The following is a 23,824-nucleotide window of genomic DNA, read 5'->3' on the forward strand; positions in this document are numbered from 1 at the left end:
GGTGAGTCGTGACGTCGAGCAATGCCGAACAGATGCCCGAGTGGCCGACGCCTGAGCATGTGCCGGCCGAGGAGCAGGCCCGCCGTCAGGGCATTCGACCCATCGCCTCCGTGGACGACCTGGCGCGTCCAGACCTGTTCGAGTCGGACGAGGAACTGGACGAGTTCCTCGCCGACCTGTACACCTCTCGGCGGGCCGGCGCCGCATGAGCCTTGTCGTTCTGGACACCGACGTCGCGTCTGCAATCCTCCGGGGGCGGCTACCTGAACGTCTCCGTGCCCGCCTGGCCGGTAAGACCCTCTGCATCACCTTCGTGACGCTCGGAGAGCTGACCAAGTGGACAGCGCTCCGAAGCTGGGGGCCGCGCAAGCTGGCCGACCTCGCGCAGTGGCGCTCGGGGATCGTGCTGCTTCCCTTCGACGAGGCGGTGGCGGTGACCTGGGGGCACCTCCAGGCGCGGGCTCAGCACCGGGGACGTCCCCGACCGACCAACGACTCCTGGATCGCGGCTTGCTGCCTGGTCGACCGGCTGCCGCTGGCGACTTTCAACGGCAAAGATTTCGCCGACTTCGCCGAGTACGACGGACTACGTCTCTTCGACGTCTCCTAGCTTTGGCAGCTCCGATTGTGGCTGCCCGATACTGCGAAACGGTCGCCGGCCGGGAACGCGGTGGCGGGGCGAAGATCCGTTGTTAGACTCGACGGGTTGGGTTGGCGGCACGACCAGGGAGACCAGACATGGTGGGTGACGACGACATCTCCGGGTGAGACCGGACATGTTCGGCCATCGGTTCGGCGCGCGTCCGCGCAGCCGCCGGGCCATGTTGTCGTTCCACCGGTTCCCGTTGTCGTCGGGCGGCTGAGGCGCGCCCACCCCACCCTTTGAGGTCACTCGCATGTCTGATGCGTTCATTGTCTGCTCGAACCTGTCCTTCTCCTGGCCGGACGACACCCCGGTCTTCTCGGAGCTGTCCTTCACCGTGCCGGGCGGCCGCACCGGCCTGGTCGCGCCCAACGGCGCCGGCAAGAGCACCCTGCTGCGGCTGATCGCCGGGGAGCTGCGGCCCAGCGGCGGCAGCGTCACCGTCGACGGTGTGCTCGGCTACCTTCCGCAGACCCTGCCGCTTGTCGGCGACCTGACCGTGGCGCAGGTGCTGGGCGTGGCCGAGCGGATCGCGGCGCTGCACGCCATCGAGGCCGGCGACGCCAGCGAGGAACACTTCGCCACGATCGGCGACGACTGGGACATCGAGGAGCGCACCCGCTCGGAGTTGGACCGGCTCGGCCTGGGTGAGCTGTCGCTCGACCGGCCGCTGCACACCCTCAGCGGCGGTCAGGTGGTCTCCCTCGGCCTGGCGGCCCAACTGCTGCGTCGCCCGGACGTGCTGCTGCTCGACGAGCCGACGAACAACCTGGACCTGGAGGCCCGGCACAAGCTCTACGACGTGCTGACCGACTGGTCCGGGTGCCTGCTGCTGGTCAGCCACGACCGGGAACTGCTGGACCGGATGGACCGCATCGCCGAACTGGACCAGGGCGAGATCCGCTGGTACGGGGGCAACTTCACCGCGTACACCGAGGCGGTGCAGGCGGCGCGGGAGGTGGCCGAGAGCAACCTGCGCAACGCCGAGCAGGAGGTCAAGCGGGAGAAGCGGGAAATGCAGCAGGCCCGGGAGCGCGCCGACCGGCGGGCCAGCAACGCCTCCAAGAACCTGAAGAACGCCGGCCTGGCCCGAATCGTCGCCGGTGGGCTCAAGCGCAGCGCGCAGGAGTCGGCGGGCAAGGCGCAGGAGACGCACGCCGGCCGGCTCGGGCAGGCGAAGGCCCGACTCGACGAGGCGGGGCGGGCGGTACGCGACGAAGACAAGATCACCGTCGACCTGCCGGACACCAGCGTCCCGGGCGGGCGCACGGTCTTCTCCGGCCACGGGATGCGGGCCCGCTTCGACGACCGGGAGCTGTTCGGCGGCGACGGCGCCGACCTGGTGATCCGGGGTCCGGAACGGATCGCGCTCACCGGGGCGAACGGCGTCGGCAAGTCGACCCTGCTGCGCCTGGTCCAGGGTGACCTGCAACCGTCCGGCGGTGAGCTGAAGCGCGGCGACGGGCGGATCGCGTACCTGTCGCAGCGGCTGGACCTGCTGGACCTCGACCGCACGGTGGCGGAGAACTTCGCCGCGTACGCGCCGAACCTGCCGGACGCCAACCGGATGAACCTGCTCGCCCGGTTCCTGTTCCGGGGCGCCCGGGTCAACCTCCCGGTCGGGGTGCTGTCCGGTGGTGAGCGGCTGCGCGCGACCCTCGCCTGTGTGCTCTGCGCCGAACCGGCGCCGCAACTGCTGCTGCTCGACGAGCCGACGAACAACCTGGACCTGGTCAGCGTGGGTCAGTTGGAGAGCGCGCTGTCGGCGTACCAGGGGGCGTTCGTGGTGGTCAGCCACGACGAACGGTTCCTCGCCGAGATCGGCGTGCAGCGCTGGTTGCGGCTGGCCGACGGCCACCTGCGCGAGGTCAGCGCCCCCGAGCGGGGCTGAGCCCGGCGACGGTCCTCGGTCCGGCCGGATGCACGCCGGCCGGACCGAGGGCCGGTCAGGTCACGTCGGCCGGACCAAGGCCCGGCCGAGGGCGGCTCAGCTCACGTTGGCCGGGCCGAGGACGCTCTTCAGGTCACCCATCAGCGCGGTCGTCGCCGCCACCCGGAACGGACCCAGCCGCAGGGTGGTGGTGCGCCCGCCGTTCTGGAGTTTGACGTGCACCTCGGTGTCGCCGGGGTGCAGCACCAGGGTCTCCTTGAGCTTCTCCACAAGCGGTGGCGTGCACCTGTGCACCGGGATGGTGAGGGTGACCGGCTTGTTGGTGGCGCTGGTGCTGACGTCCGGCATGGACATGTCCATCGCCATGATCCGCGGGGTGTCGTCGCGACGGTCCACCCGACCCTTGACCACCACGATGGCGTCCTCGGCGATGTACTGCCCGATCACCTCGTAGGTGTTGGGGAAGAACAGGGTCTCCACCCCACCGGCCAGGTCCTCCAGGGTGGCCGACGCCCAGGCCCGGCCCTGCTTGGTGACCCGGCGCTGCACCCCGGACAGGATGCCGGCGAGGGTGACGACCGCCCCGTCCGGCACCGCGCCGTCCTCGGCCAGGGAGGCGATCGTGGTGTCGGCTGCCGCGTTGAGAATGTGCTCCAGGCCGAACAGCGGGTGGTCGGACACGTACAGGCCGAGCATCTCCCGCTCGAAGGCCAGCTTGTCGCGCTTGTCCCACTCACTGTCGCCGATGGTGGGCATCACGGTGGTGCTGCCGGTGTCGGCGTCTCCGAAGCCGGCGCCGAACAGGTCGTACTGGCCGACGGCCTCCTTGCGCTTCACGTCGGCGTACGCGTCGATGGCGTCGGCGTGCACCGCGAGCAGCCCCTTGCGGGGGTGGTCGAGGGAGTCGAACGCGCCGGCCTTGATCAGCGATTCGATCGTCTTCTTGTTGCAGACCACCGCGTCGACCTTGGACAGGAAGTCGTAGAAGTCGGCGTAGTCGCCCTTCTCCTCCCGGCACCGCATGATCGAGGCGACCACGTTCGCGCCGACGTTGCGCACGGCGGCCAGACCGAAGCGGATGTCCTTGCCGACCGGGGTGAACGGCCCGGCCGAGGTGTTCACGTCCGGCGGCAGCACCTGGATGCGCATCCGGCGACACTCGGCCAGGTAGAGCGCCATCTTGTCCTTGTCGTCGCCGACGCTGGTCAGCAGGCCGGCCATGTATTCGGCCGGATAGTGCGCCTTCAGGTACGCCGTCCAGTAGGAGACCAGGCCGTACGCGGCGGAGTGCGCCTTGTTGAAGGCGTAGCCGGCGAAGGGCACCAGGACGTCCCACACCGCCTGGATCGCCTCGTCGGAGTAGCCGCGCTCGCGGCAGCCGTCCCGGAACGGGATGAACTCCTTGTCGAGGATCTCCTTCTTCTTCTTACCCATGGCCCGGCGCAGCAGGTCCGCCTGGCCGAGGGTGTAGCCGGCGAGGATCTGCGCGGCGCGCTGCACCTGCTCCTGGTAGACGATCAGGCCGTGGGTGGGCTCCAGGATCTCCCGCAGCGGCTCTTCCAGCTCCGGGTGGATCGGCGTGATCTCCTGGAGCTTGTTCTTGCGCAGCGCGTAGTTGGTGTGCGAGTCGACGCCCATCGGGCCGGGCCGGTACAGGGCCAGGACAGCGGAGATGTCCTCGAAGTTGTCCGGCTTCATCAACCGCAGCAGGGACCGCATCGGCCCACCGTCGAGCTGGAACACGCCCAGCGTGTCACCGCGGGCCAGCAGCTCGTACGCGGCCTTGTCGTCCAGCGGCAGGCCCAGCAGGTCGAGCTTCCGACCGTGGTTCAGCTCGATGTTCTTGACCGCGTCGTCGATGATCGTCAGGTTGCGCAGGCCGAGGAAGTCCATCTTCAGCAGCCCGAGCGACTCGCACGTCGGGTAGTCGAACTGCGTGATGATCGCCCCGTCGGCGTCGCGGCGCGTCAACGGGATGTGCTCGATGATGGGCTCGGCGGACATGATGACGCCGGCGGCGTGCACACCGGTCTGCCGGATCAGCCCCTCGATGCCCTTGGCCGTGTCGATCACCTTGCGGACGTCCGGGTCGGAGTCGTACAGGCCGCGGATCTCACCCGCCTCGGCGTAGCGGGGGTGCTTGTTGTCGAAGATGCCGGTGAGCGGGATGTCCTTGCCCATCACCGCCGGTGGCATCGCCTTGGTGATCCGGTCGCCGACCGCGTACGGGAAACCGAGGACCCGCGCCGAGTCCTTGATCGCGGCCTTCGCCTTGATCGTGCCGAAGGTGGCGATCTGGGCGACCTTGTCCTCGCCCCACTTGTCGGTGACGTACTTGATCACCTCGCCGCGCCGACGCTCGTCGAAGTCGATGTCGACATCCGGCATCGAGACCCGCTCGGGGTTGAGGAACCGCTCGAAGATCAGCCCGTGCTGGATCGGGTCCAGGTCGGTGATGCCCAGCGCGTACGCGACGAGCGAGCCGGCGGCCGAACCACGGCCCGGCCCCACCGCGATGCCCTGGTTCTTCGCCCACTGGATGAAGTCGGCGACCACGAGGAAGTAGGACGGGAAGCCCATCTGGTTGATGACGCCCAGCTCGTACTCCGCCTGGACGACGTGCCCCTCCGGGATGCCATTCGGGTAGCGGCGACCCAGGCCGGCGAAGGTCTCCTTGCGGAACCAGGACTCCTCGGTCTCCCCCTCGGGCACCGGGAAGCGCGGCATCAGGTTGTGGAACTCGAACATGCCCTTCGGGTCGACCTTCTCGGCGACCAGCAGGGTGTTGCGGCAGCCCTCCTGCCACAGCTCGGACGAGTCCACCGCGCGCATCTGGTCGGCGCTCTTGACGAAATAGCCGCCGCCCTCGAACCGGAACCGGTTGGGGTCGTCGATGTTGCTGCCGGTCTGCACACAGAGCAGCACGTCGTGGGCGGTCGCCTGCGCCTCGTGGGTGTAGTGCGAGTCGTTGGTGACGACCGGCGGGATGTCCAGCTTGCGGGCGATCTCGGTGAGCCCCTCGCGGACCCGGCTCTCGATGGAGAGGCCGTGATCCATGATCTCCAGGAAGTAGTTGTCCTTGCCGAAGATGTCCTGGTAGCTGGCGGCGACCTTGAGCGCCTCGTCGAACTGGCCCAGCCGCAGCCGGGTCTGCACCGCGCCGGACGGGCAGCCGGTGGTGGCCATGATCCCCTCGGCGTGCTCGGCGATCAGCTCCATGTCCATCCGGGGCCACTTGACGTAGTGCCCCTCCATGGAGGCGCGCGAGTTGAGGGTGAAGAGGTTCTTCAGGCCCCGCGCGTTCTTCGCCCACATGGTCTTGTGGGTGATCGCGCCGTTACCCGAGATGTCGTCGCTCTTCTGCTCCGGCCGACCCCACTTGACCCGTGCCTTGTGATAGCGCGACTCCGGTGCCACGTACGCCTCGACGCCCAGGATCGGGGTGATCCCGGCGGCCATCGCCTGGTTGTAGAAGTCGTTCGCGCCGTGCATGTTGCCGTGGTCGGTGATCGCCACCGCGGGCATGCCCAGCCGCTTGGCCTCGGCGAACAGGTCCTTCAGGCGGGCCGCTCCGTCGAGCATCGAGTACTCGGTGTGCACGTGCAGATGCGCGAACGAATCAGCCATGCGTGGCGCCCCCCGGCGGTGTGGATCTTGTTGGTCGGAGCCGACCGGGACCTACCCTACCGAGGTGATCTCGACGGCTCCACCGTCCGCGCCGGGGGTCGTGGCCCTCGTCTCCTGATCGCCCCCGGGTGCGCCTAGGCTCGGAGGATGGCGAGGTACTACGACGTGCACCCGGAGAACCCGCAGCCCCGGATCATCGGCCAGGTTGCCGACCTGATCCGCAGTGGTGGGCTGGTCGCCTACCCGACGGACTCCTGCTACGCGCTCGGCATCCAGCTGGGCAACCAGGACGGGCTGGACCGGATCCGCCAGATCCGCCACCTCGACGACCGGCACCACTTCACGCTGGTCTGCCGGGACTTCGCGCAGCTCGGCCAGTTCGTGCGGATCAGCAACTCGGTCTTCCGGCTGGTGAAGGCGTCCACCCCGGGCAACTACACATTCATCCTGCCGGCCACCAAGGAGGTGCCCCGCCGGATGCTGCACCCGAAGAAGCGGACCGTCGGCGTGCGGGTACCCCGGCACACCGTCACCCAGGCGCTGCTTGCCGAGCTGGCCGAGCCGCTGGTGTCGAGCACCCTGGTCCTGCCCGGCGACGAGGAGCCGATGACCCAGGGGTGGGAGATCAAGGAACGGCTCGACCACCAGCTCGACGCGGTGCTCGACGCCGGCGACTGCGGCAAGGAGCCGACGACCGTGATCGACCTGTCCGGGCCCGAGCCGGAGATCCTGCGCCGGGGCGCCGGGGACGTCTCCCGCTTCGAGTAGGGCACCGGACCGCGTCGGGTGCCGGACCGAACGGGGGCGCATCGGCGGCACCGGTCGTACGCTCGGGGATCGGCACCGGCGAGCATTGGACACCCGGCATGCCCGACGCGGACGACATCGACGCCCTGGCCCGGTCCGCCGCGCGCGGCGACTCGGCCGCGCTGAACGCCCTGCTGGTCGCGGTGCGCCCCGAGGTGCTGCGGCTGTGCGCACGGTTCCTGCCCAACCGGGAGGACGCCGAGGAGGCCTGCCAGGACACCCTGCTGGCGCTGGCCAACGGCATCACCCGGTTCGAGGGGCGCTCCTCGTTCCGCACCTGGCTGCACCGGCTGACCGCCAACCGGGCCCGCTCGACGTACCGCACGCTGCGCCGCCGCTGCCGGTTGGAGGCCGGCGGAGTGCCGGTGCCCGACCAGGCCGACCCGCAGCTGACCAGCGTGGTCGCGGGCACCCGCCTCGACCTGCTCGACGCCTTCGAGTCGGTCCACCCCGACCTCGCCGAGGTGGTCGCCCTGCGCGACGTCCTCGGGCTGAGCTACCCCGAGATCGCCGTCCTGCTCGACGTGCCGCTGGGCACTGTGAAGTCCCGGTTGCATCTGGCCCGGCGACAGGTCCGGCAACGGCTCGGCGCCGAATGAGCCCCCGGTCGTTCCGCCGGGTCGTCGTCGTCCTCGCGGCCACCGTGGGGGTCGCCGCCTGCAGCGCCGACGCCGTCTCGCCACTGCCCGTACAACCGCCCGGCCCGACCCGCTCGACGCCGACCGCCGCCGCGACCTCCGCGATACCCACGCCGACCGGTCCGCCGTCCCGACCGCCGCCGACCAGCGCGCGCCCGGTCCCGGCGCCGCCCGCACCCACCAGAACAAGGGGTACGCCCCGAACGACTCCCCCGCCGACCGACGCGACACCTGCCTGCCAGGGCGCGGTCCGCTACGACCTGCCGCTCGCCGAGACCGAGATCGAGCTGTTGAAATCGCTTTGCTTCGCCACCGGTGCGGTGCTCCGGATCCAGGGCATCGGGCCGGGGCTCGTCACCGTGGACCGCCCGGAGTTGGTCTCCCAGCAGTACGAGGCGGGCGTGGTGGACATCCGCTTCGTCCGCGCTGGCACCGTCGCCGTGACGATCCCCAAGGACGGCCGTGAGCACACCATCACCGTGGTGGTCCGTTAACCGGGGAGCCCTCGCCGTCCGCACCTAGCGCAGGCGCACGCCGGCGAGCAGGGTGTCCACGAAGGCGGGTCCGCTGTCCGCCGGCGGGGCGATCTGCACGTACACCAGGGCCGGGCGGCCGGGGTGCAGGGCGGCCGACTCGATGATCTGCGGCCGACCCCGGTCGCAGCGGTACGCCACCACGGTCCACTCGACGCCGGCCTGCCGGGTGGCGCGGGCCGGCGCGGGCGCGCAGTCCCCGTGGGTGCGCTCGGCCAGGAACCCGGCCGGCGTGGCGCGTGCCGCCGTGCTGGCGGAGAGGCCCACGAACGCTCCGGGCAGTCGGGGGTCGGCGGCCCAGCGGTGGGGTCGCGGCGACATCACCAGCGCCGGTTCGGGCTCGCCGTCGGCGCCGTACTGACCGGCCCAGGTGGCACCCGTGGCGGACCAGCCGGGCGGCAACGCCACGGTCAGCGGCCCGGTCGTGTACGTGCCGCCGACCCGCCGAGCCGACCCGGCGCCCCCCGACTCGGCGCCCACCGCGCCCACCACGGCGACGGCCAGGACCGCTGCCCCGGCCAGCCGCAACCGGCTCGGGCGACGGGCCCCCGCCCGAGGTGCCGGCCGCTGCCGCACGGGGCCGGTCGCCACGGTCAGCCCCGCCGGACCGCTCGCGCGGGTCGACCTGACCGGCCGCCCCGGTGGGCCGCTCGCGCGGGTCAGCGCGGCGTGCATCGTCGCGGCGTCGGGGTAGCGGTCGGCCGGACGGTGGGCGGTGGCCTGGGCGAGCACCGCCGCGATCCCCGGGGGCACGCCGTCGCGAAGTCGGATCTCCGGGGCGCGCCGAGGCTGATCGGGTCTGGTCGGGTTCGCGCCGGCCGGGTCGGCGGCCAGCAACCGGATGCCGAGGCGGCCGAGCCCGTACACGTCGGCGCGGGTGTCGACCACCGCGCCCGGATCGTCCTGCTCGGGGGCCATGTAACCCGGGGTTCCGGCGCGGGCGGTCAGCCCGGAGGCGGCGGCGAGGGCCTTGGCGAGGCCGAGGTCGGCGATCAGCACCTGTTCCGCGCCGTCGGGTCCGGCGGAGCGGAACAGGACGTTGCCCGGTGTGAGATCGCGGTGCACGACACCGTGCCGGTGCAGCACGGCGACCCCGGCGCAGACCTCACCGAGCAACCGCAGCGCCGCCGGCGCGGGGATCTCGTCAACGGCCAGCCGGTCGCGCAGGCTGCCCCCGTCGGCCCAGGCCAGGACCGCGTACGGTCGGCCGTCGGGCAGCTCACCGACGGCGTGCACCGGGATCAGTCGCTCGTGCTCCAACCGGCGCAGCAGCCGGGCCTCGTCGAGGAAGCGTTCCCGGACCCGCAGGTCGTGGCTCCAGTTCTCGGCCAGCACCTTGATCGCCACGTGCGCGTCGAGCGCCCGGTCGTAGCCCAGCCAGACCGTCGCGAACGAGCCGACGCCGAGCAGTCGCTCGATGGCGTAGGACCCGATCCGCAGTGGAGCCGTCACGGTGCCACCCCCGGCCGGCGTTTCTCTGCAGCGTAGACCGGGCGGTCGGAATCCCGACGAACCGTTTGCCCCGGCGCGGTGACTAACAGGGCAGGAGACCCATCACCGAAGGAGCCACCATGAACCGTCCCACGATCCTCCTCACCACCGCCGCGTTGGCGCTCGGCACGCTCGTCCCGGCGACGGTCGCCGGCCCGGCGGTGGCGTCCCCGGCCGGCGGCGCCGTGCCCGCCTCGGCGCCCGGTCCGCTCGCCACCGCCGTCGAGCACACCCACCCGGAAGTGCTCAGTGTTCGTGGCGCCGGCGTGTACCGCATCGGCGCCAGCCTGGCGTCGCTCATCAGGAACGGGCACGTCGGCTGGACCGCGCCGGGTTGCGACGGGGTGGTGCACACCGGCGTGACCGGTCCGTGGGCGGGCGTGCTGCTGCTGGCGTTCCGCAACGGGCGACTGGTGGAGGTCGGTACGGCCACCGCGCCGCCGCGCTCTCCCGCCGGCGCCACGGTCGGCATGTCCTTCGACGAGTTGGAGGCGATCTACGGCCGGCGGGGATCGTTGGTCCGCAACGACGCGGGGGACGCCGAGGCGTACCTGGTCCGGGTGGGGTCGCGGGTGGAGTTGTTCACCGGGCACCCGATCCGGCCCGGGGTGGGCTACTTCCAGGTCGGCCCGGCCAGCTTCGTCGAGGGCAACTTCCGCCACGGGGCGTCCTGCTGACTTTCCCCAGCTACGGGGCGTCCGGTGTCGACCGGGCGCCCCGTACGTCGTGTCGGCCCGAACGGAGGTTGGGCAGACACGATGATGTCGACCTAGACAACACTGTGTGCCACACAGTATGGTGTGACACATGGTTAGCGAGGACGTTCTACGGACGCACCTACAGGAGTTGCGTCGAGGCACCGTCGTGGTGGCCAGCCTGGTCGCGCTGCGCCGACCGGACTACGGCTACGCACTGCTGCAACGGCTCACCGACCACGGCTTCCCGGTCGACGCCAACACCCTCTACCCGCTGCTGCGCCGCCTGGAGGACCAGGGGCTGCTGACCAGCGAGTGGAACACCGCGGAGAGCCGGCCGCGCAAGTTCTACCGGACCAGCGACGAGGGCGAGTCGATGCTGAACCGGTTGCTCGACGACCTCGCCGCCGTGCAGACCTCCATCACCGGGCTGATCCAAGGAGTGGACCGATGAACACCCTGACCGACCGCTACCTCGCCGCCACCCTGCGTTCGGTGCCCACCCAGCGCCGCGACGAGATCGCCACCGAGTTGCGGGCCTCCATCGACGACATGATCGAGGGCCGGACCGACGGAGGGCAGGACGCCACCGCCGCCGAGCGGGAGGTGCTCACCGAGCTGGGCAACCCCGACGTGCTGGCCGCCCGGTACGCCGACCGCAGGTTGCAGCTCATCGGCCCGACGTACTACCTGGTCTGGCTGCGGCTGCTGAAGCTGCTGCTCAGCTTCATCCCGGCGCTCGTCGGCACTGTGGTCGCGATAGTCGACGTGGCAGACGGCAAGGGCTTCGGGGCCATCGGCTCCGGCATCGGCGTCGCCCTCGAGGTCGCCGTGCAGATCGCCTTCTGGCTCACCCTGACCTTCGCCCTCATCGAACGCTTCCAACCCGTCTCCAGCCTGCCCGAGTGGACCGTCGACCAACTGCCGGACGTCCCCGCACGCAAGGACATCTCCCTAGCCGACACCATCGCGTCGGTGGCCACGCTGGTGGTGACCATCGGCTACCTGCCCTTCCAGCACTACCAGTCCTGGGTGCACGAGACCGACGGCGGCAACATCCCGATCCTCGACCCGGCGCTGTGGTCGTTCTGGTTGCCGGCGCTGATGGCGGTGCTGGTGGCCAACGTGGTGTTCGAGATCGTCAAGTACCGGATCGGGCACTGGACCTGGGCTCTGTTCGGGGTGAAGGCGCTGCTCAGCCTGGCGTTCTCGGTGCCGGTTGTGTGGCTGGCGCTCTCCGACCAACTGCTCAACCCGGCCCTGGGCGATCGACTGAGCTGGCTGGCGGAAGGGGACAATCGGAACAACCTCGGCGCCGTCATCGCCCTCGGTACCGCCGCGGTGCTGGTCTGGGACCTGGTCGACACCGCCATCAAGGGCCGTCGTCACGCAGCGAGAGCGTGAGCAGCAGCCGACCAGGCAGCCCGGCGCGGACCCGCGCCGGGCTGCCGCCCGTTTCATCGAGGAGGCCACTGGTGGACGACCGGCGAGCGGCCGTGGCGGTTGGTGTGGCCGACGTGGCATCGTTCCTGGATGACCGTGGCACAGCGTGACGAATGGCGTCGTCCGGGTCCAACGGCGGAGCAGCGCCGAAACGACCTCTGGATCGGCCTGGGGATGACCGGGTTGGCGTTGGTGAGTCTGACCCTGGCCCGCAGCACCGGGGCGTTCCTGCTGGGCCCACCGCCGTCCGGGCCGGAGCAGCTGTTCTGGAGCGTCGCGGTGACCCTGCCGCTGATCTTTCGACGACGCTGGCCGACCGCGACCCTGCTGGTCGTCGCGGTGGTGTTCATCGCCGCGCAGGCCCGCTCGGCCCCGGAGACCCAGTTCTCCTCCTGGGCCCTGTTCTGCGCCCTCTACACGGTCGGCGCCTGGGGGCAGGACCGCCAACTGTCCCGCCGGCTGCGGATCGGCGTGATCGCCACGATGTTCGCCTGGCTCGGGGTCTACTACGCGGTGATGATCGATCACATCCCCGCGACGGCCTTCGCCGACGCGGTCGGGCCGGTGCCACCGGTGCTCGCCGCGATGGTCAACGGCGTGCTGCTCAACGTGCTGGTCTTCGGTTTCGCGTACTTCTTCGGTGAGACCGCCTGGGTGGCCGCGCGCCGTGAGCACGAGCTGCGCGCCCAGGCCGAGGACCTGCGCCGGTCGCAGACCGAGGCCCGGGAACGGGCGGTGCTCGGCGAACGGGTCCGGATCGCCCGGGAGCTGCACGACGTCGTCGCCCACCACGTGTCGGTGATGGGCGTGCAGGCCTCCGCCTGCCGCCGGGTGTTCGACCGCGACCCGGGCAAGGCCCGCACGGCACTGACCGCCATCGAGCAGAGCGCCCGCACCGCCGTCGACGAGCTGCGTCGAATGCTCGGCGTGCTGCGGACCTCCACCGGCACCGACGCCGCGCCGCCGGTGGCCGGCGGCGTCGAGCGGATCGACGAGCTGGTCGAGCGGGCCCGGGCCGCCGGGCTGACGGCCACCCTCGGGGTGTACGGCGACCCGGTCGCGTTGCCCGACTCGGTCTCCCAGACCGCCTACCGGGTCACGCAGGAGGCGGTGACCAACACCCTGAAGCACGCCGACGCGGCCCTGCTGGACGTGCGGGTGCGGTACCTGGCCCGGGAGGTGGAGGTCGACGTGACCGACGACGGGCGGGGCGGCGGCCGGGCCGACCCGGTCGGGTTGGGCCTGATCGGGATGCGCGAACGGGTCACCGCCCACGACGGCGACCTGGAGGCCGGGCCGCGGGCCGGCGGCGGATGGCGGGTACGCGCCCGCTTCCCCCTCGCGGCGGCAAAGGCCCGCCCGGTGACACCGCAGCGGGAGCCGAGCGACAGGCACCAGGCGGTCGACGCGGAGCCTGCGGCATGAGCGCCGCCGCCCAGCACGTACCCGACGCCGGCCCGACGGTCCGGGTACTACTCGCCGACGACCAGCACCTCGTCCGTACCGGCTTCCGGGTCATCCTCGAGGTGGAGGACGACATCGAGGTGGTCGGTGAGGCCGCCGACGGCGAACGGGCCGTCAGCATGACCCGAGCCACCCGCCCCGACGTCGTACTCATGGATGTGGAGATGCCCGGGATGGACGGCCTGGAGGCCACCCGGCAGATCGTCGCCGACGGCCCCGGGGCGCCCGCCGTGCTGATCCTCACGACCTTCGACCGCGACGACTACCTGTTCGCGGCGCTGCGGGCCGGGGCCAGCGGCTTCCTGCTCAAGAACGGCACGCCGGAGGAGCTGGTCGAGGCGATCCGGGTGCTGGCCAGGGGCGACGGTCTGCTCGCCCCGGAGATCACGCGGCGGGTGATCTCCACCTTCGCCCGACCCGGCGACCCGACCGGCACCGCCCACCGAGGCCCGGACGCCGATGCCGCGCTGGCCGGGCTGACCCCGCGGGAACGGGAGGTGCTGATGCTGCTCGCCGCCGGTTCGAGCAACGCGGAGATCGCCGCGACCATCCACCTGGGCGAGGCGACGGTGAAGACGCACGTGAGTCGCGTACTGGCCAAACTCGGCCTGCGCGACCGGGTGCAGGCCGTGGTGTTCGCGTACGAGAACGGGGTGGTCCGGCCCGGCGGGTGACAGGCGTCCGCCGCGAGGTGGACCCGCCCACTCACCCGTCGGGCGGACGGCGCGGCGGCGTACCCGATCTAGCGTGGGTGCGTGACCAGAACGCTTCGCCTCGACGGCGTCGACCGCAGCTTCGGCGACCGTCAGGTGCTCAGGAACGTGTCCTTCGAGGTGGCCGCCGGCCGGATGACCGGTTTCGTGGGCGCCAACGGCGCCGGCAAGACCACCACCATGCGGATCATCCTGGGTGTCCTCGCCCCCGACGCCGGCGAGGTGAGCTGGGGCGGCACGACGCTGACCCGGCAGGACCGTCGGCGCTTCGGCTACATGCCGGAGGAACGGGGCCTCTACCCCAAGATGACCACCCGCGAGCAGGTGACCTACCTGGGCCGGCTGCACGGGTTGGACGCCGCCGCGGCACGGCGTTCCACCGACGCGCTGCTGGACCGGGTCGGGCTCGGTGAGCGCGGCGACGACCTGCTGGAGACGCTGTCGCTGGGCAACCAGCAGCGCGCCCAGATCGCCGCCGCGCTGGTGCACGACCCCGAGGTGCTGGTGCTCGACGAACCGTTCTCCGGCCTCGACCCGCTGGCCGTGGAGACCGTCGTGGCCGTGTTGCGGGAACGGGCCGCGGCCGGCGCGCCGGTGCTCTTCTCCAGTCACCAGCTCGACGTCGTGGAGCGCCTCTGCGACGACCTGGTGATCATCGGGGACGGGGTGATCCGGGCCGCCGGCAGCCGGCGACAACTGCGCGACTCGTACACCGTGCCCCGCTACGAGCTGGTCGTGGAACACGACGCCGGCTGGGTACGCGACCACCCCGGGGTGACAGTGGTCGAGCTGGACGGCGCGCGCGTGGTCTTCGACCTGCCGGCCGGCACCGACGAACAGCCCGTGCTGCGGGCGGCCCTCGCGCGCGGCCCGGTCCGCGCCTTCCGCCCGGTCAGCCCCTCGCTCACCGAGATCTTCCGAGAGGTCACCCAGTGAACGTCACCCAGGCCACCCGGCTGGTCGCCGAACGCGAGATCCGGGTCAAGCTCCGCGACCGCACCTTCCTGTTCGGCACCCTGTTCTTCCTGCTGATCGCCGCGGCGGGCACCATCCTGCCGCCGCTGTTCTCCGGCGGGCCGTCCACAGTGGCAGCGACCGAGAGCTTGGCCGCGCCGCTGCGCGCCGCCGGGCTGGAGGTCCGGGTCGTCCCCGACGACCGGGCCGCCGAGCAGGCCGTCCGCGACGACGACGTGGACGCCGCGGTGGTCGCCGGACCGGCCGTCCTGGCCATGGACGACGCCCCGGACGACGTGGTGAAGGCCCTTAGCACCCAGCCGACCGTCCGCCTGCTCGACCCGGACGCGGTCGATCCGGTGGTGGCGTTCCTGGTGCCGTTCGTCTTCGCGTTCGTCTTCTTCATCACCTCGCAGACGTTCGGTGTGCAGATCGCGCAGAGCGTCATCGAGGAGAAGCAGACACGCATCGTGGAGATCCTGGTCGCCGCCGTGCCGGTCCGGGCGCTGCTGGCCGGGAAGGTGGTGGCCGGGGCCATCCTGGCGTTCGCGCAGATCGCCCTGATCGCGGTGGTGGCGGTGCTCGGGCTGCAGATCGGCGACAGCGGAGGTCTCCTCACCCTGCTCGCCCCGGCGATCGGCTGGTTCGTGCCGTTCTTCCTGATCGGTTTCGTGCTGCTCGCCGCCATGTGGGCGGCGGCCGGCGCGCTGGCCAACCGGCAGGAGGACATCGCCGCCGTGTCGACGCCGGTGCAGCTCGCCGTCATGCTGCCGTTCTTCGCGGTGATCTTCCTGAACGACAACGCCACAGCGATGCGGGTACTGTCCTACCTGCCGTTCTCGTCGCCCACCGCCATGCCGCTGCGCCTGTTCACCGGCGACGCGGCCGGATGGGAGCCGATCGTCTCGCTGGTCATCCTGCTGCTCGCCGCCGGCGCGTTCCTCCTCGCCGGGGCCCGGGTGTACGAGGGGTCGCTCCTGCGCACCAACGGCCGGACCTCGCTGCGTACCGCCTGGCGGGAGCGGGAGACCATCGGCTGAACACGACGGTTCGCCCGCGCGGGCGTCGGTGTCCTGATCGGACGCCGGCGCCCGCTGTCGTGCGGCACGGTTCCGAGCGCTGTTCGGTGGCCGCGAACAGCGAAAACGTTCCTACGGTGAGCCGATCCTCCCGGCAACGACCTGGTCGTCGCCGGTTTCCGGACCGGAAAGGCTCTCGATGTCCCCACCGATCAGCCCACGGCACTACGACTTCACACGGCAACTCCGCCGCCTGCTCAGCGTGGTGCTCGCGGTCGCCCTCGCCAGCACCCTCACGGCCCTCGTCCGGCCCGCGCCGGCCGCCGCCGCCGCGGGTGACCTCATCCTCAACGGCACGTTCGACAACGGCAGCACCCAGCCCTGGTGGACCCGGCTCGCCTCGACCAGCACGACGGTCAACGCCGGGCAACTGCGCGTCCGCACCAGCGCGACGGTCGGCAAGCCGGTCTGGGAGGACCTGGTCGGTCACTTCGAGTTCGGGGTGACGGCCGCGCAGCCGTACCGGTTGCAGTTCGACGCCTCCGCCGACGTCAACCGTTCCCTGCGCGTCTCGGTCTCCCGGGCGGACACGCCCTTCACCTCCGCCGTCGACCAGAGCGTCGCGCTCACGCCCACGACGCGGCGGTTCACCTTCGACTTCACGTCCCCGTTCGGCGACCCGAAGGCGGTGCTGCTGTTCCACTTCGGCGGTCAGGCCGCCTCGACGGTCCGGCTGGACAACATCTCGCTCACCCCGCTGGCCGTGGACCCGGCCACCGACCCGATCCTGTACTGGAACGGCGTCCTGCTGGCCACCTACCGGGCGCTGGACCTGCCACCCACCACCTCGTCGCGGGAGGCGGCCATCCTGCACGCGGCGATGCACGACGCCGCCGTCTCGGTCACCGGAGTGGGCAACCCCTATCGGGTACGGGTGCCGGTCAGTTACCCGGGCACCATGGACAACGTCGTGGCGCCGTCCCTGCACGCGGCCATCGACCGGGCCGCGTACGACGTGCTGACCGCCCTGTACACCCGACACGGTCGTTCCTTCACCAACGCCCTCAACGACGCCGTCGGGCGCCGGCCGTCCGGTGTGAACGACGCCGAGGAGGCGCGCGGTGAGGCGGTGGGTGCGGCGGCGGCCGCCGCCAACCTCCAGGCCCGCGCCAACGACGGCTCCGACAAGGAGAACGACCCGCCGTACCGACTGGACGGCGTACCCGGCTCGTGGCGGCCGACCAACAACAAGGCGGCGGTCAGCCCGAACTGGGGACTCGTCACGCCGTTCGCGCTCACCTCGGGCCAGCAGTTCCGGCCCGGTCTCCCGGCCGGCGCCACCGACTACGACAACCTGCTCGACAAGCAGGAATACCGCACCCAGGTACGGGAGGTCCGCGACTACGGCGGTCGGGTGTCGGCGCTACGGACCGACGACCAGACGCAGATAGCGTTCTTCTGGGCCAACGACCTGGGGGGCACGTACAAGCCGCCGGGTCAACTGTTCACGCACACCCGGATCGTGTCCGAGCAACGCAAGCTCGGCATCTTGGCCAACGCCCGGCTCTTCGGGCTTGTCGCCCTCTCCCTCGCCGACGCCGCCATCGCCGCCTGGGACGCCAAGTACCAGACGTCGATCGACCTGTGGCGGCCGGTGACCGCCATCGAGGCGACCGAGGGCAGTGGTTGGCAGCCGCTGTCGAAGACCCGCGAGGGGGTGCCGTACACACCGGCCTTCCCGGCCTACATCTCCGGGCACGCCACCTTCGCCGGGGCCTGGTCGGCGGTGATGAAGCGGTTCTTCGGCACGGATGCGATCGCCTTCGACGCCACCACCGACGACCCGCACGCCGTGGACGTGGTCCGGCACATGACCGGCTTCGACCACGCCGCAGAGGAGAACGCGATGAGCCGGATCTACCTCGGCGTGCACTACCGGTTCGACGCCGACGCCGGGCTCGCCACCGGACGTTCGGTGGGCGCGTACGTGTTCGCCAACCGCCTGCGTCCGTGAGTCGTCGATCGGTGTAACGGGGGGAGGCTCCCCGTCCGGTTCGTGGACCGGGCGGGGAGCATCACGCGTGACCGCTACGTCGCACAGCCCCAGCGGCTGAAGTCGCCGGTTCGAGACCAGATCTCGCGTGCGGCCCGGATACTCCAGTCCGGATCCAGAGCCGTCCGGTGGTCGACGCGGAACCGGGACACCTCCACGTCGCTGAGCTGGAACAACCCCCAGCGCCGCGACCCGTCCTCGACGACCTCCACCCGGTACGGGTCCAGTCCGGACAGGCAACGCGCCACCCGCACCGCCCCGGCCGGATCCTCCGGGAACGTCCGCCGCAGGTGCTTGCCGATCTGGTCCTCCGGCCAGGTGGCGGGCACCTTCCGATCGCCCGCCAACTCGTCGAACAACCGCTCGTCCGCGGTGCCACTGACCGGCAGGCCGCCGAACGCCTGGAACACCATCACCCGGCTGGTGGTGTCCGGGCCGAACCAGCCGTCGACCAGCACGCTGAGTCCGTCCGCCATCAGGTGTTCCTGGAGGGTCAGCACGCACGGGCCGTACATGCCCTGGCGGAGCACCGCCGGGCAGCCATCGGTCGGCGAACTGCCCGCCGTGGGAGGGGCGAGAGGTCGCAGCGCCCCGGACGCCCCGACCGTCAGGACGCCCAGCACCGCCAGCAGCGCCAGCCGAAGCCAGCGACGGGCCGGCCACGGCGCCCTGAATCGCGGCGGAACCGCGCCGACGCTCGGAGGGATGGTCGCCGGGGCGGTCGTGGACGGGCCGGCAGGGGTTCGATCCGCGTCGCTCTCCCCTCGACCGCGCTCGCCGAGGCAGGCCTCAAGGTCCCGCCGCATCTCCAGCCACCGCTCGACCTCTGCCTCCGGCGTCCCACAGGCGGCCAGCAGCGCGACGACGGTGCGCTCCCGGGGCAGCGTCGTCCGGCCCAGCATCGTGGCGAGTGTGCTCGGTGGCAGCCAGTGTCCGGCCGCCGAGGCGCGCCGGGCGAGTTCCCGATAGGTCAGGCCGGAACGCCGCCGCACGTCCCTGAGCAGCGCCACGTACTCCCCCGCCGTGGCCACCTGCGGCACCGGATCCCGGTCAGCGTCATCCATCGAATCTCCCCGTGTCGTTGATGTGGCCGAGCCCGGACCGGCACCGGCGCGAGCCCGTCGGCCGTACACCGCATCAGCGGCGCGGCCATCGAGAAAAGACGCTAGATAAGCCGGTGGGCGAGGACAATGCCCTGGTCGCCGCGCTGCCCTGTCCGGGCAGCTCACAGGCCCATGTCCGGATCTTGTCCGACCACCTCGGACAGTCGCCCGGACCCGCTTGCCTTCGCCTGCGCGGTGTCTGGAGAATCGTGCGATGACCACCGGGGAGCTACGACCGGACGAGGCGGCCGACTCAGCCGAGTTCATCGAGATGTTGCGCGAGCTCAAGGACCGGTCGCGGCTGACATACCGGCAACTGGAGCAGCGCGCCGCAGCCGCCGGTGACGTGCTGGCCCGCAGCACCGCCGCCGACATCCTGCGCCGGTCCAGCCTGCCGCGACCCGAGGTGGTGGCCGCCTTCGTGCGGGCGTGCGGTGCGGACGATCAGGTGGAAACGTGGCTACGGGCCTGGCACCGCCTCGCGGCGGGTCAGATCGCCCCGCCATCGTCGACACCGGACCGACCGCCGGCATCGGCCCCACCGCCTGTCGACGAGGTCACGACAGTGGCCCCGCAGCGCTCCGGCCCGGCCCGGCCACGGTGGTTCGCGCGGCCCGCGCCACTGGCGCTGCTCGTCGTCGCCGCGCTGCTGGCCGCGCTCGGCGTGGGCTTCTGGATCGAGCGCCGCGACGACGAGCGGGGACGGGCCGGGCAACCCACCGATCCGACCGCGTCGACGGCCGGTGCTGCCCGTACCCCGAGCGCGGGGCGCAGCCAGATCCGCCCCGTCCGCAGCCCGCACCTCTGTCTCACCGAGGGGCGCGACCGCACCGGCCAATACACCAAGGAGATAGCGGTCCAGCGGCCCTGCACGGAGGCCACCCCACCGGACACCTCGCTGGAACCGGTGGCCGACGGAATGTTCTTCATCCACTGGGTCCACCCGGTGCTCGGGAAGGGCTGCCTCACCGTCCGCGACGAGGACCCCGGCCGGAACCTGCTCGAACCCTGGAACGAGAAGGACTGCAGCGCGGACAGGCCGAAGCAGGTGTTCCACTTCGAACCGACCGGAACGGTGCCCGACGCGTACCGCATCCGGCCCGACCGCAGCGAGTTGTGCCTCGGCCTGCGCGACGACGACAGCGAGGTGTCGGACGCGGCGTTGGTCGAGCCGTGCACCGGCGGCCCGGATCAGGTGTTCCTGGTCGACGCGCTGCCCGGGAACTGACGACGGCGCCGCTCAGCGCGCGGGCGGCACCTGATCCCAGCCGGCGGGCAACTGTGGCGCCGTCCAGGCGGGGTCGGGCTGCCAGGCGGCCCACGCCGGGTCCCACCACCGCTCACCCCCGTCGAGCAGGGCGGCGATCCGGTCACCCTCGGCCTGGATGGCGTCCCCCATGCCCGGGTAGCGCCCCTCGACGAGGCGCTGGGCGAACATCTCCACGTCCTTCCAGACGTACCGATCGGCGTCCGCGGCCCACCACAGGTCGAGTTCGTGGTCCAGGGTGTCCACCCCGATCGACGTCCGCCGCACCGGGTCCTGGAGGTTGAAGTACCAGCCGGCGAAGTCGCGCCCCGGCCCGGTCCAGAACACGTCTATCGAGTGCGCCTCACCGGGGCGGTGCAGCATCAGCTTGCCGTGACCGGACCAGGAGCGTTGCCCCGCCGCCTCCCACGGGTGCCGCCCGCACGGGAACACGCCGGTCTCCGGGAAGCCGAACTCGGCCCCCGGTGGGACATAGAGGGCGAGCAGGTCGGGCGAGTCCTCGACGCAGATCGTCGGGCAACCGAACCAGACCTCGCCTCGGAGCACCTCACGCCGTACCACGGCGTCACCGGTAGCAAACCGCTGCACCACCACACCGACCCCTCCCCACACACAGCCCAACCCCACCCTCACCGCGATCTTGCACTTTCTGACCCGACAGACCGGGTCACTTGCGGCATGTCGTCAACAGAAAGTGCAAGATCGCGGTGAGGCGGGGGCGTGGACGTGGGGTGGGTTAGGCGTCTACGGCTGCCATGACGTCGTCGCTGACGTCGAAGTTGGCGTAGACGTTCTGGACGTCGTCGCAGTCCTCCAGGACGTCGATCAGCTTGAAGATCTTGCGCGCGCCCTCTTCGTCAAGCGGCACGTTGACGCTGGGGATCAGGGACGACTCGGCCGACTCGTACTCGATGCCGGCGTCCTGCAAGGCCGTCCGCACCGGGATCAGGTCGGTCGGCTCGGACACCACCTCGTACGCCTCGCCGATGTCGTTGACCTCTTCGGCGCCGGCGTCCAGGACGGCCAACATCACGTCGTCCTCGCTGGTGCCCTCCTTGGGGACGATCACCACGCCCTTGCGGGAGAACATGTACGACACCGAGCCGGCGTCGGCGAGCGAGCCGCCGTTGCGGGTCAGCGCGGTGCGTACCTCGGTCGCCGCGCGGTTGCGGTTGTCCGTGAGGCACTCGATGAGCATGGCCACGCCACTCGGGCCGTACCCCTCATACATGATCGTCTGCCAGTCGGCGCCGCCGGCTTCCAGGCCGGAGCCACGCTTGACCGCGCGGTCGATGTTGTCGTTCGGCACCGAGCTCTTCTTCGCCTTCTGGATGGCGTCGTAGAGCGTCGGATTGCCGGTGGGGTCGCCGCCGCCGATTCGTGCGGCCACCTCGACGTTCTTGATCAGCTTGGCGAACATCTTGCCGCGCTTGGCGTCGATGACGGCCTTCTTGTGCTTGGTCGTCGCCCACTTTGAGTGGCCGGACATCTTCTACCTCCGTTGCTACCCGCCGTCTGCATCGACCGCACCGCTCACGCCCCGCTCCCGCCGGCGCACGCGGAGGTGCCGGTCAGCTCTGGTGGAAGCCGTGGCGGGCAGATGGCCCTGCCGAATCTCCGCAATCCTACCGACGTCCCCCGGGTCGCTGTCATGCACCGCGCGCGGCAAGGTGGCCCGGCCCCGACGGACCAGGGCAGATGAGACAAACCGGGCCACGGCCACGGCCACGACCGCGGCGAGCATCATGGACAGCCCGGCGCGGTCGCCCGCCGTCAGGAAGCGGCGCGGACCAGGTCCACGAAGTACGCGTGCACCCGCAGGTCGCCGGTGAGCTCCGGGTGAAACGAGGTGGCCACCAGGTTGCCCTGTCGGACCGCCACGATCCGGTCGGCGGCCGGGCCGCCGGTCACCACCCCGATGACCTGGACGCCGGCACCGACCCGCTCGACCCACGGCGCACGGATGAACACCGCGTGGAACGGCTCCCCCGGCACACCGGCGACGGTCACCGGCGCCTCGAACGAGTCGACCTGCCGGCCGAACGCGTTGCGCCGCACGGTCATGTCGATGCCGGCGAAACCCCGCTGATCGGGTCGGCCGTCGAGCACCTCGGTCGCCAACATGATCATGCCGGCGCAGGAGCCGTAGACCGGCATGCCGTCGGCGATCCGCTTGTCGATCGGCTCACGCATCTCGAAGATGTCGGTGAGCTTGCTGATGGTGGTGGACTCGCCGCCCGGGACGACCAGGCCGTCGACCAGGTCCAGCTCCGCCTGACGGCGGACCGGGCGGGCGTCCGCGCCCGCCGCGGCCAGCGCCGCCACGTGCTCGCGGACGTCGCCCTGGAGCGCGAGCACACCGATCACGGGTACGGCCACGTGTCCCTCACCAGCCCTTCTATCCCTCGCGACTGCGGGGCTCGCAAGAGCGGCTCACTCCTCGCGCTCACCAACCCTCCTATCCCTCGCGACTGCGGGGCTCGCAAGAGCGGCTCACTCCTCGCGCTCACCAGCCACGCTCGGCCAGGCGGTGCGGCTGCGGGATCTCGTCGACGTTGATGCCGACCATCGCCTCGCCGAGACCCCGGGAGACCTTGGCCAGCACGTCCGGGTCGTCGTGGAAGGTGGTCGCCTTGACGATGGCGGCGGCCCGCTGAGCCGGGTTGCCCGCCTTGAAGATGCCGGAGCCGACGAAGACGCCCTCCGCGCCGAGCTGCATCATCATCGCCGCGTCCGCGGGAGTGGCGATCCCGCCAGCGGTGAACAGCACCACCGGCAGCTTGCCGCTCTCGGCGACCTCCTTGACCAGCTCGTACGGGGCCTGCAGCTCCTTGGCCGCGACGTACAGCTCGTCGGCCGGCAGCGAGGAGAGCCGGCGGATCTCCTGGCGGATCTTCCGCATGTGGGTGGTGGCGTTGGAGACGTCACCGGTGCCCGCCTCGCCCTTGGAACGGATCATCGCCGCGCCCTCGGTGATCCGGCGCAGCGCCTCGCCCAGGTTCGTCGCGCCACAGACGAAGGGCACGGTGAAGGCCCACTTGTCGATGTGGTTCGCGTAGTCGGCCGGGGTCAGCACCTCGGACTCGTCGACGTAGTCCACGCCGAGCGACTGGAGGATCCGCGCCTCCACGAAGTGACCGATGCGGGCCTTGGCCATCACCGGGATGGAGACCGCCTCGATGATCCCGTCGATCATGTCGGGGTCGCTCATCCGGGACACCCCGCCCTGCGCGCGGATGTCGGCGGGCACCCGCTCCAGGGCCATCACCGCGACCGCGCCGGCGTCCTCAGCGATCTTGGCCTGCTCGGCGTTGACGACGTCCATGATCACGCCGCCCTTGAGCATCTCGGCCATGCCGCGCTTCACGCGGGCGGTGCCGACGACGGGGGCGGTACCGGCGTTCGAGACGGTGTTTTCGGGCACGGGTCATCGCTCCTTGGACGTGCTCTGGGGGTGGCAGCGAAAATGCTACGCGCGGTGCA

The 23,824-nt window shown here is 71.2% G+C and carries 22 protein-coding genes; 15 read left to right on the forward strand and 7 right to left on the reverse strand.

The features are described 5' to 3' along the window. Nucleotides 1–8: 8 nt before the first annotated feature. The 3 genes from ACLQ3B_RS30450 (at nt 9) to abc-f (ending at nt 2,534) form a co-directional block, all read left to right on the forward strand. A complete protein-coding gene (locus ACLQ3B_RS30450; protein ID WP_425784123.1) occupies nt 9–209 on the forward strand; it encodes a hypothetical protein in 201 nt (66 codons plus the stop codon). Further along, nucleotides 206–610: a type II toxin-antitoxin system VapC family toxin gene (locus tag ACLQ3B_RS30455; RefSeq protein ID WP_354943583.1), complete on the forward strand. Its 405-nt coding sequence runs from the start codon at nt 206–208 to the stop codon at nt 608–610. The genes ACLQ3B_RS30450 and ACLQ3B_RS30455 overlap by 4 nt, the downstream gene beginning before the upstream one ends. Before the next feature lie 286 nt (nt 611–896). Continuing rightward, a complete protein-coding gene (gene abc-f, locus ACLQ3B_RS30460) occupies nt 897–2,534 on the forward strand; it encodes a ribosomal protection-like ABC-F family protein (protein WP_425784124.1) in 1,638 nt (545 codons plus the stop codon). A gap of 96 nt (nt 2,535–2,630) precedes the next feature. On the opposite strand, the gene dnaE is transcribed toward abc-f, so the two are convergent. After that, nucleotides 2,631–6,161: a DNA polymerase III subunit alpha gene (gene dnaE, locus ACLQ3B_RS30465; RefSeq protein WP_425784125.1), complete on the reverse strand. Its 3,531-nt coding sequence runs from the start codon at nt 6,159–6,161 to the stop codon at nt 2,631–2,633. Between the two features lie 147 nt (nt 6,162–6,308). Here dnaE and ACLQ3B_RS30470 point away from each other — a divergent pair, with 147 nt between their 5' ends. The 3 genes from ACLQ3B_RS30470 (at nt 6,309) to ACLQ3B_RS30480 (ending at nt 8,100) form a co-directional block, all read left to right on the forward strand. Next, nucleotides 6,309–6,929 carry an L-threonylcarbamoyladenylate synthase gene (locus ACLQ3B_RS30470; RefSeq protein WP_328655127.1) on the forward strand — a complete coding sequence of 207 codons (621 nt, stop codon included), beginning with the start codon at nt 6,309–6,311 and terminating at the stop codon, nt 6,927–6,929. A gap of 98 nt (nt 6,930–7,027) precedes the next feature. Then, nucleotides 7,028–7,567: an RNA polymerase sigma factor gene (locus ACLQ3B_RS30475; protein WP_425784126.1), complete on the forward strand. Its 540-nt coding sequence runs from the start codon at nt 7,028–7,030 to the stop codon at nt 7,565–7,567. Beyond that, a complete protein-coding gene (locus ACLQ3B_RS30480) occupies nt 7,564–8,100 on the forward strand; it encodes a hypothetical protein (RefSeq protein ID WP_425784127.1) in 537 nt (178 codons plus the stop codon). The genes ACLQ3B_RS30475 and ACLQ3B_RS30480 overlap by 4 nt, the downstream gene beginning before the upstream one ends. A gap of 24 nt (nt 8,101–8,124) precedes the next feature. On the opposite strand, the gene ACLQ3B_RS30485 is transcribed toward ACLQ3B_RS30480, so the two are convergent. Continuing rightward, on the reverse strand, nt 8,125–9,591 hold the full coding sequence (locus ACLQ3B_RS30485) for a protein kinase domain-containing protein (RefSeq protein ID WP_425784128.1): 1,467 nt from the start codon (nt 9,589–9,591) through the stop codon (nt 8,125–8,127). Nucleotides 9,592–9,710: 119 nt separating this feature from the next. Between ACLQ3B_RS30485 and ACLQ3B_RS30490 the strand changes: the two genes are divergently transcribed. From ACLQ3B_RS30490 to ACLQ3B_RS30525, 8 genes are all read left to right on the forward strand, one after another. Further along, nucleotides 9,711–10,307, forward strand: a complete 597-nt coding sequence (locus tag ACLQ3B_RS30490; RefSeq protein WP_425784129.1) for a hypothetical protein — start codon at nt 9,711–9,713, stop codon at nt 10,305–10,307. Nucleotides 10,308–10,437: 130 nt separating this feature from the next. Then, nucleotides 10,438–10,779 carry a PadR family transcriptional regulator gene (locus tag ACLQ3B_RS30495; protein WP_238658376.1) on the forward strand — a complete coding sequence of 114 codons (342 nt, stop codon included), beginning with the start codon at nt 10,438–10,440 and terminating at the stop codon, nt 10,777–10,779. Continuing rightward, on the forward strand, nt 10,776–11,729 hold the full coding sequence (locus ACLQ3B_RS30500; RefSeq protein ID WP_425784130.1) for a permease prefix domain 1-containing protein: 954 nt from the start codon (nt 10,776–10,778) through the stop codon (nt 11,727–11,729). Before ACLQ3B_RS30495 ends, ACLQ3B_RS30500 begins: the two co-directional genes overlap by 4 nt. Nucleotides 11,730–11,858: 129 nt before the next feature. Then, nucleotides 11,859–13,193 carry a sensor histidine kinase gene (locus ACLQ3B_RS30505; protein ID WP_425784131.1) on the forward strand — a complete coding sequence of 445 codons (1,335 nt, stop codon included), beginning with the start codon at nt 11,859–11,861 and terminating at the stop codon, nt 13,191–13,193. Continuing rightward, nucleotides 13,190–13,906, forward strand: coding sequence for a response regulator (locus ACLQ3B_RS30510; RefSeq protein ID WP_425784132.1), 717 nt, complete (start codon nt 13,190–13,192; stop codon nt 13,904–13,906). Before ACLQ3B_RS30505 ends, ACLQ3B_RS30510 begins: the two co-directional genes overlap by 4 nt. 81 nt (nt 13,907–13,987) lie before the next feature. Next, complete coding sequence (locus ACLQ3B_RS30515; protein ID WP_425784133.1) at nt 13,988–14,881, forward strand: ABC transporter ATP-binding protein; 894 nt, start codon at nt 13,988–13,990, stop codon at nt 14,879–14,881. After that, complete coding sequence (locus ACLQ3B_RS30520) at nt 14,878–15,939, forward strand: ABC transporter permease (protein WP_425784134.1); 1,062 nt, start codon at nt 14,878–14,880, stop codon at nt 15,937–15,939. The genes ACLQ3B_RS30515 and ACLQ3B_RS30520 overlap by 4 nt, the downstream gene beginning before the upstream one ends. 178 nt (nt 15,940–16,117) lie before the next feature. Then, on the forward strand, nt 16,118–17,932 hold the full coding sequence (locus ACLQ3B_RS30525) for a carbohydrate binding domain-containing protein (protein WP_425784135.1): 1,815 nt from the start codon (nt 16,118–16,120) through the stop codon (nt 17,930–17,932). 74 nt (nt 17,933–18,006) lie between these two features. Here the strand turns inward: ACLQ3B_RS30525 and ACLQ3B_RS30530 are convergent, their stop codons facing one another. Then, on the reverse strand, nt 18,007–19,035 hold the full coding sequence (locus ACLQ3B_RS30530) for a helix-turn-helix domain-containing protein (protein WP_425784136.1): 1,029 nt from the start codon (nt 19,033–19,035) through the stop codon (nt 18,007–18,009). 253 nt (nt 19,036–19,288) lie between these two features. Between ACLQ3B_RS30530 and ACLQ3B_RS30535 the strand changes: the two genes are divergently transcribed. Continuing rightward, a complete protein-coding gene (locus tag ACLQ3B_RS30535; RefSeq protein ID WP_425784137.1) occupies nt 19,289–20,302 on the forward strand; it encodes an RICIN domain-containing protein in 1,014 nt (337 codons plus the stop codon). Nucleotides 20,303–20,314: 12 nt separating this feature from the next. On the opposite strand, the gene ACLQ3B_RS30540 is transcribed toward ACLQ3B_RS30535, so the two are convergent. The 4 genes from ACLQ3B_RS30540 to pdxS form a co-directional block, all read right to left on the reverse strand. After that, nucleotides 20,315–20,929, reverse strand: a complete 615-nt coding sequence (locus tag ACLQ3B_RS30540; protein WP_425784138.1) for a DUF402 domain-containing protein — start codon at nt 20,927–20,929, stop codon at nt 20,315–20,317. A 148-nt stretch (nt 20,930–21,077) separates the two neighbouring features. Continuing rightward, nucleotides 21,078–21,830 carry a YebC/PmpR family DNA-binding transcriptional regulator gene (locus tag ACLQ3B_RS30545; RefSeq protein ID WP_425784139.1) on the reverse strand — a complete coding sequence of 251 codons (753 nt, stop codon included), beginning with the start codon at nt 21,828–21,830 and terminating at the stop codon, nt 21,078–21,080. Between the two features lie 284 nt (nt 21,831–22,114). Further along, the gene (pdxT, locus tag ACLQ3B_RS30550) at nt 22,115–22,720 is read right to left on the reverse strand and encodes a pyridoxal 5'-phosphate synthase glutaminase subunit PdxT (protein WP_425784140.1); all 606 of its coding nucleotides are present in this window, start codon (nt 22,718–22,720) and stop codon (nt 22,115–22,117) included. 127 nt (nt 22,721–22,847) lie between these two features. Then, a complete protein-coding gene (pdxS, locus tag ACLQ3B_RS30555; protein ID WP_425784141.1) occupies nt 22,848–23,765 on the reverse strand; it encodes a pyridoxal 5'-phosphate synthase lyase subunit PdxS in 918 nt (305 codons plus the stop codon). Nucleotides 23,766–23,824: the final 59 nt, after the last annotated feature.

Source organism: Micromonospora sp. DT53, from assembly GCF_049841535.1.
GTDB lineage: Bacteria > Actinomycetota > Actinomycetes > Mycobacteriales > Micromonosporaceae > Micromonospora.

What these genes read in the sequence shown, in the direction of transcription:
- ACLQ3B_RS30490 (WP_425784129.1), top strand. Translation starts at nt 9,711, where the DNA reads ATGAACCGTCCCACGATCCTCCTCACCACCGCCGCGTTGGCGCTCGGC.
- ACLQ3B_RS30480 (WP_425784127.1), top strand. Translation starts at nt 7,564, where the DNA reads ATGAGCCCCCGGTCGTTCCGCCGGGTCGTCGTCGTCCTCGCGGCCACC.
- ACLQ3B_RS30535 (WP_425784137.1), top strand. Translation starts at nt 19,289, where the DNA reads ATGACCACCGGGGAGCTACGACCGGACGAGGCGGCCGACTCAGCCGAG.
- ACLQ3B_RS30505 (WP_425784131.1), top strand. Translation starts at nt 11,859, where the DNA reads ATGACCGTGGCACAGCGTGACGAATGGCGTCGTCCGGGTCCAACGGCG.
- ACLQ3B_RS30470 (WP_328655127.1), top strand. Translation starts at nt 6,309, where the DNA reads ATGGCGAGGTACTACGACGTGCACCCGGAGAACCCGCAGCCCCGGATC.
- ACLQ3B_RS30455 (WP_354943583.1), top strand. Translation starts at nt 206, where the DNA reads ATGAGCCTTGTCGTTCTGGACACCGACGTCGCGTCTGCAATCCTCCGG.
- abc-f (WP_425784124.1), top strand. Translation starts at nt 897, where the DNA reads ATGTCTGATGCGTTCATTGTCTGCTCGAACCTGTCCTTCTCCTGGCCG.
- dnaE (WP_425784125.1), bottom strand. Translation starts at nt 6,161, where the DNA reads ATGGCTGATTCGTTCGCGCATCTGCACGTGCACACCGAGTACTCGATG.
- ACLQ3B_RS30530 (WP_425784136.1), bottom strand. Translation starts at nt 19,035, where the DNA reads ATGGATGACGCTGACCGGGATCCGGTGCCGCAGGTGGCCACGGCGGGG.
- ACLQ3B_RS30525 (WP_425784135.1), top strand. Translation starts at nt 16,118, where the DNA reads ATGTCCCCACCGATCAGCCCACGGCACTACGACTTCACACGGCAACTC.
- ACLQ3B_RS30500 (WP_425784130.1), top strand. Translation starts at nt 10,776, where the DNA reads ATGAACACCCTGACCGACCGCTACCTCGCCGCCACCCTGCGTTCGGTG.
- ACLQ3B_RS30475 (WP_425784126.1), top strand. Translation starts at nt 7,028, where the DNA reads ATGCCCGACGCGGACGACATCGACGCCCTGGCCCGGTCCGCCGCGCGC.
- ACLQ3B_RS30510 (WP_425784132.1), top strand. Translation starts at nt 13,190, where the DNA reads ATGAGCGCCGCCGCCCAGCACGTACCCGACGCCGGCCCGACGGTCCGG.
- ACLQ3B_RS30545 (WP_425784139.1), bottom strand. Translation starts at nt 21,830, where the DNA reads ATGTCCGGCCACTCAAAGTGGGCGACGACCAAGCACAAGAAGGCCGTC.
- ACLQ3B_RS30495 (WP_238658376.1), top strand. Translation starts at nt 10,438, where the DNA reads ATGGTTAGCGAGGACGTTCTACGGACGCACCTACAGGAGTTGCGTCGA.